This is a genomic window from Vreelandella indica (genome assembly GCF_037070225.1).
Taxonomy (GTDB): Bacteria; Pseudomonadota; Gammaproteobacteria; order Pseudomonadales; family Halomonadaceae; genus Vreelandella; species Vreelandella arctica.
Map to the genome: position 1 here is coordinate 1 of NZ_JBANSO010000060.1, position 4,742 is coordinate 4,742.

General features: G+C 47.7%; 6 protein-coding genes. 2 read left to right on the forward strand and 4 right to left on the reverse strand.

Annotated features, from left to right (window positions below):
- Positions 1-190: 190 nt before the first annotated feature.
- On the reverse strand, positions 191-424 hold the full coding sequence (locus V8L71_RS20230) for a Rha family transcriptional regulator (RefSeq protein ID WP_336275282.1): 234 nt from the start codon (positions 422-424) through the stop codon (positions 191-193).
- Between the two features lie 76 nt (positions 425-500).
- Between V8L71_RS20230 and V8L71_RS20235 the strand changes: the two genes are divergently transcribed.
- The gene (locus V8L71_RS20235; RefSeq protein WP_336275283.1) at positions 501-872 is read left to right on the forward strand and encodes a helix-turn-helix domain-containing protein; all 372 of its coding nucleotides are present in this window, start codon (positions 501-503) and stop codon (positions 870-872) included.
- Positions 873-1,486: 614 nt separating this feature from the next.
- Here V8L71_RS20235 and V8L71_RS20240 read toward each other — a convergent pair.
- Complete coding sequence (locus V8L71_RS20240) at positions 1,487-1,666, reverse strand: hypothetical protein (RefSeq protein WP_336275284.1); 180 nt, start codon at positions 1,664-1,666, stop codon at positions 1,487-1,489.
- A 282-nt stretch (positions 1,667-1,948) separates the two neighbouring features.
- Positions 1,949-2,572: a recombinase family protein gene (locus tag V8L71_RS20245; protein WP_336275286.1), complete on the reverse strand. Its 624-nt coding sequence runs from the start codon at positions 2,570-2,572 to the stop codon at positions 1,949-1,951.
- 300 nt (positions 2,573-2,872) lie between these two features.
- On the opposite strand from V8L71_RS20245, the gene V8L71_RS20250 reads away from it, so the two are divergent.
- On the forward strand, positions 2,873-3,178 hold the full coding sequence (locus V8L71_RS20250; protein WP_336275287.1) for a hypothetical protein: 306 nt from the start codon (positions 2,873-2,875) through the stop codon (positions 3,176-3,178).
- Positions 3,179-3,652: 474 nt separating this feature from the next.
- On the opposite strand, the gene V8L71_RS20255 is transcribed toward V8L71_RS20250, so the two are convergent.
- Positions 3,653-4,417 (reverse strand): abortive infection family protein, encoded by a 765-nt coding sequence (locus V8L71_RS20255; RefSeq protein ID WP_336275288.1) that lies wholly within the window; start codon positions 4,415-4,417, stop codon positions 3,653-3,655.
- Between the last annotated feature and the right edge of the window lie 325 nt (positions 4,418-4,742).

Below are 4,742 nucleotides of genomic sequence, written 5' to 3' on the forward strand. Positions count from 1 at the left end.
GGAGCCGATTGGCCATATCCCACCAGCAGAGCGAGAAGCCATGTATTATGAGCAACAGAGTCAGGCAAATAAGGCTGCTTGACTCAAACTAACGGGTCTCCGAGAAAGCCGGTACGGTTCAGAGCATCAAAATAGGAATCAAAGGGGCTATTCGTGTAGCTGCTGACATTCAATTGGCTCCAAAAATTAATTACTTACTCACTTTACCAGTCCATAGGAGAGCGGTGAACTCTGGAGATAGCTGGGCGACGATCACATAGCTGTCGCGCTGGTTGACGAAGTATTCAATACGAGGCCGAGTCGCTGTTGAGATTTCCTCACGGTGAGGAGATTCGATTGCGTCCACGGATTCTAGGTAGTTGATGGTGCGCTTAACGTTGTCATGGCGCTTCTCCACCACTTCAGCGATCTCAAGGCTGGACATGGTGAGTTAATCGGAAAGTAATCTCACTCCCACGATTGGAGGAAGTCAAAGTACAACCTACTCAAGGAGAAAAACAATGACCACAGTGAAAAAGCGAGGCCCGAAGCCTAGGGTTAATCATCAAGACGTAATCCAGTGGCGTCTTCAGAATAAGGCTTCCAAGCGAAAGACTGCTGAACACTTCGGACTTAGTGCCGCCTATGTCCAAGAACTCTGGCGTAAAGCCGGTATGTCCTATAAGTCACCTGTGCCGTCTGGTGGTGCCTCCTTCAAGAAAAACTGGAAGGCTATCGCTGACTATCGAAAAGAGAACCGGGTTAGCGTCACGGAAACCTGTCGTGTCTTCGGCGTCTCCAAGACTACCGTTACTCGGGCATGTCAGGAACATGGGGTTAACTTGGAAGCCCATCATGCTGAACTGTTGCTCAAAGCGAAGGCGAAGCAGTAGTGAGATATACCGCTGTTGAAGAGGTGAGAGACTAAGAAGCGAGAGAGGCGCTATGACAATCGAAGTACAATCCGTCCACAGTTTGAAGGGTAAAACCCCAATGACGAAACTACAGCATCTTCACAAGACCGTCTGTAGAGGGAACCTTCCTATCCATCTTGTCAAAAATGACTTGCTGATCACACCAGCGGTTATAGATGAGTTGATGCGGTTTGATGCCCAAACGTTTGACCAATGGAAGGACTGCCCTGACCGAAGGGCTATGCTCCAGCTAAGGAAATCCCATGTGAATGGCCCATGCAGAAGCTCCGTTGGTGACTCCTTCAAAAAGGAGACCAAGGCACTGGAGACGGCCATAATCTTGTTCTTTCTGTTAGTCCGTGGCGAAGCCGTGGATACCAATGACCCTGGCTTCCTTGCGGTTTAACTACCGGAGAACGTAAGGGAATCGGACTATTTCACCACAAAAATATGAGCGGGTATTGATAGATATAGAGGCGTTTGAGCTTCCCCGTAGGCCCGCCTATCTAGCGCGTATGGCCTATAAGAAAACGGTTTTTTGATACCCATAGGGATGAGCGAAACGAACAGACACCCATCCCCATCGATGAATGTTAGAACTTAGGTATTGGGTCTTTCTTCACATCCTCCCACCGATCAAAGGACAGGCTATGATGATTCCATGCCACAACACCGACCAGCGGTATACGGATGAAGACATCACCTAAAACCAGCCTGATGATAAGACCGCTGACACCTACGTCAATTCCCCAGCGTTCTATCTTGATCCACATTGGCTCGACTCCTTATAGCTATCTAATCGTATTGGTTACGCGCCTTTAATGAGCGCCAACAACAAAGACGCTACAAGACATTAAATCACCAGTAAACCCTTTATAATCAGAAACTTATATCCTTTTATTAATAAGTCCTGCAAGCGGATAGATACTGTTTGGCTCTAGCGCCCTACTCCTGACGGTAACCAAGCCAATAGCAGGTACATCAAAAAGAAAAAAGACAGAGCCATGGCAAGCCCTGTCCTTCGTGTGTGCTGGAACATCGTTCCTTTCTCTAGCCTAGTCAGCGGATGCTCTCTTTTCGGCACGTTGAACGGTACTGATACCACAACCGATGATGTCCGCTGTTTTACGAACGCTGAAGCCTTGCTCTCTAAGTTCGTTGATTCGTCTATGCTTATCGTGGTCTACCGGACGGCCCTTATAGCGTCCGTGCTCCTTCGCCTTGGTGATGCCTTCAGCCTGACGCCTTCTCCTGTCCTCGTAGTCTTTCCGAGCGACAGCCGCCAGCATATCTAGCAGCATGGCGTTTACAGCATCAATCATCCGACCAGTGAAGTCGTCGTTGGCATCGACCGTCAGCGCTGTATGGCTGGTGGGCAGGTCTAGCGAAACTACTCTTAGGCCAGCGCTCTGGATTGCTCCCTTGAGACGATCCCAATCGGCTTTTGTTAGCCGCGTCAGACGGTCAACCTGTTCAACAAGGAGAATGTCTCCAGGCTGTGAGTCGTCTATTAGACGCGCCAGCTCTGTTCGGTCGGCTTTGGTGCCGCTGGCGTTTTCGATATACCACGATGCGACCTTAGCGCCTTTCTCTTGTGTGAAGATGTTCAGCGCTTCACGGGCGCGGCTCGCGTTCTGGTCATCTGTGGATGCTCGGAGGTAAGCACGGATGAAAGACATTCCAACGACTCCCTTATGATCGCCATGTGTTCACTTGAGTGTATTCACAATAGATGTATTCGTTTGGGTTGTCAATCCATGCATATGAATACGAAAAATCAGCCTTCAGAAATGTGTTCTTAGAGGTGTACCCAAATGGCAACATTTACTTCAATCAGCAGGGTTGACGTTACGACAAAAAAGGCGTATAGGTATTCATATCTACAGAACATTGGCTTGAAGAAGTGAATCCGGTTTATTTAAATGATATGATCCTTCGCCACGCGAGAACTTGATTTTTGGGGCGGAGAGCATATATACATGGATCAGGCACAAGAGCTATATTTGAAGGTACTTGAAGTAGCAAACATGTTCCTTCGGAACGCTCAGCAGTTCGAAATATCTGTACTGCAAGGACATAATCCTAGCTATGCTGAACTAGCAAAAATCATGCGCCAAGTTTCTGGGCTTGTACACAATTTGGTGGACGACATAGACCCCATGATGGCTCACCAAGCTATTGAATATACAAGCATTATGGAAAAAATGGCACTCGCCATTAATGAGGGCGAACAACAAACATTGGATCTTTTGGTGGAACAACTTGACCAAAAACCGTTCCTATGATTAATGCAAGACACTAGAAGCAGTACTTACCACGAAGCAGTACTTACCATATAAGGGAGTAGAATCATGTCCCGCACAGACTATTCGCAAGCAATCCGGCTCCTCGACCAAGCCGCGCGCATTTTAGAAGAGGCATACGATGCCCATTGTCGCGACACCCAACGCAAGGTGGCCTGACTTGGCTTATAAAGAGCTTGTAAAGTAGCTCTTGGTTCCTTGAAAACCCTCGGGAGAAATCTCGGGGGTTTTTACGTTAAGGGGGCATAATAAAAATCCAAATCCTTACACCCTTTCTAAATCAGCAGCGCTATGCCTTGATAAGATAGGTTGCTAAACAGTCAGGCAAAGAGCAATTCGAAATCAATAACTACTATCACAATATGTATTTTTATAACTTTAATTTATGGCCTTCCTGTGAGGTGAGGTGATTTTTTCAAACGTTCTACGCATTGCTTAGCCAAAGACGAAATGATTTTATCGTGCTTCAAGAGTAGCAATTAGGAAGGCTGCCATTGTCCCAGCAAGATTGACGGCTAATTCAGCATGTCGAGGTTTCGGTTTGATTGGCCGTGAGCCTTGGCCGTGGGCGTCTCCAACCTTGTTACGCAACTCTCCAAGACCAGTCACGATATTAGAGCAACCACCAAGGATACGCTTGAAGGTTTCTTCCATGTGTTGTTCTGGCGACAGGTTAAGTGCAAGGGATGCTTTTCGGTACAAGGCGGGAAGATCATCGCTTTTACCCGTGTACTCCTGGCCCTCAACTTGCTCAATGACGTGCTTGCAGACACTCTCAACTAAGGTTTTTGCCATGGTGATAGCGCCTTCAGGGTCCGAAGTTCTTCGATCCAAAGTTTTTTGCCACGCAGCATGAACATGGGCGGAATCGAACTTCTCCAGGGTTTCCCTGATAGCTGAATCTGATGGTGACCCAACCTCTTCTAACTTGTCTAGAAGCGGCCTAAATTCACTCCAGATGTATTGTCTTCGCGGTTCATACTGTTTGGTTTTTTTGATGAAGCCCCAGAACTGACTCGGTGACCGACAGGTCTTAACCATCTGTGGCACAAGCTGCGCTATACCAGCATCAGACAATAAATTTGTTCGAACCTTGCCAAAGTCTAAATCAGAGATAGTCCCGCCTGTTGCGCAGTCCACCATCATGTTCTGCATTGATTCAGCTTGTTCTAACAAAAACTGCCTATCCATATAATTGCCCTTCAAAACCTCTGTGTTCATCTCTCTAAACCTGAAGGCCAAATAGCCCCAAGCTTGGGCAAGCAAAAAAAGTAGATGGGTTTTACAGCTAGCCAGCCCCAGCCGCAAGACCTGTCAAGGCTGGGATAAAAGGCGCAATGATCGTCATGATGTCCGCACTCTTACTGATGAACTGGCCCAGTTTCTCACTCAAGCCTTTGCTGTCATGCTGAGAGGCTTGCATATTGCGTATTCCGGCGAACGTGACCGGTCATTCCGGTGATCGTGACCGATTTGCACACAGCCTTCACGCTGGAGAGAGTTTTGTACGCTGAGCGGTCACGATGGGTCAACCGATTCCGTTTTT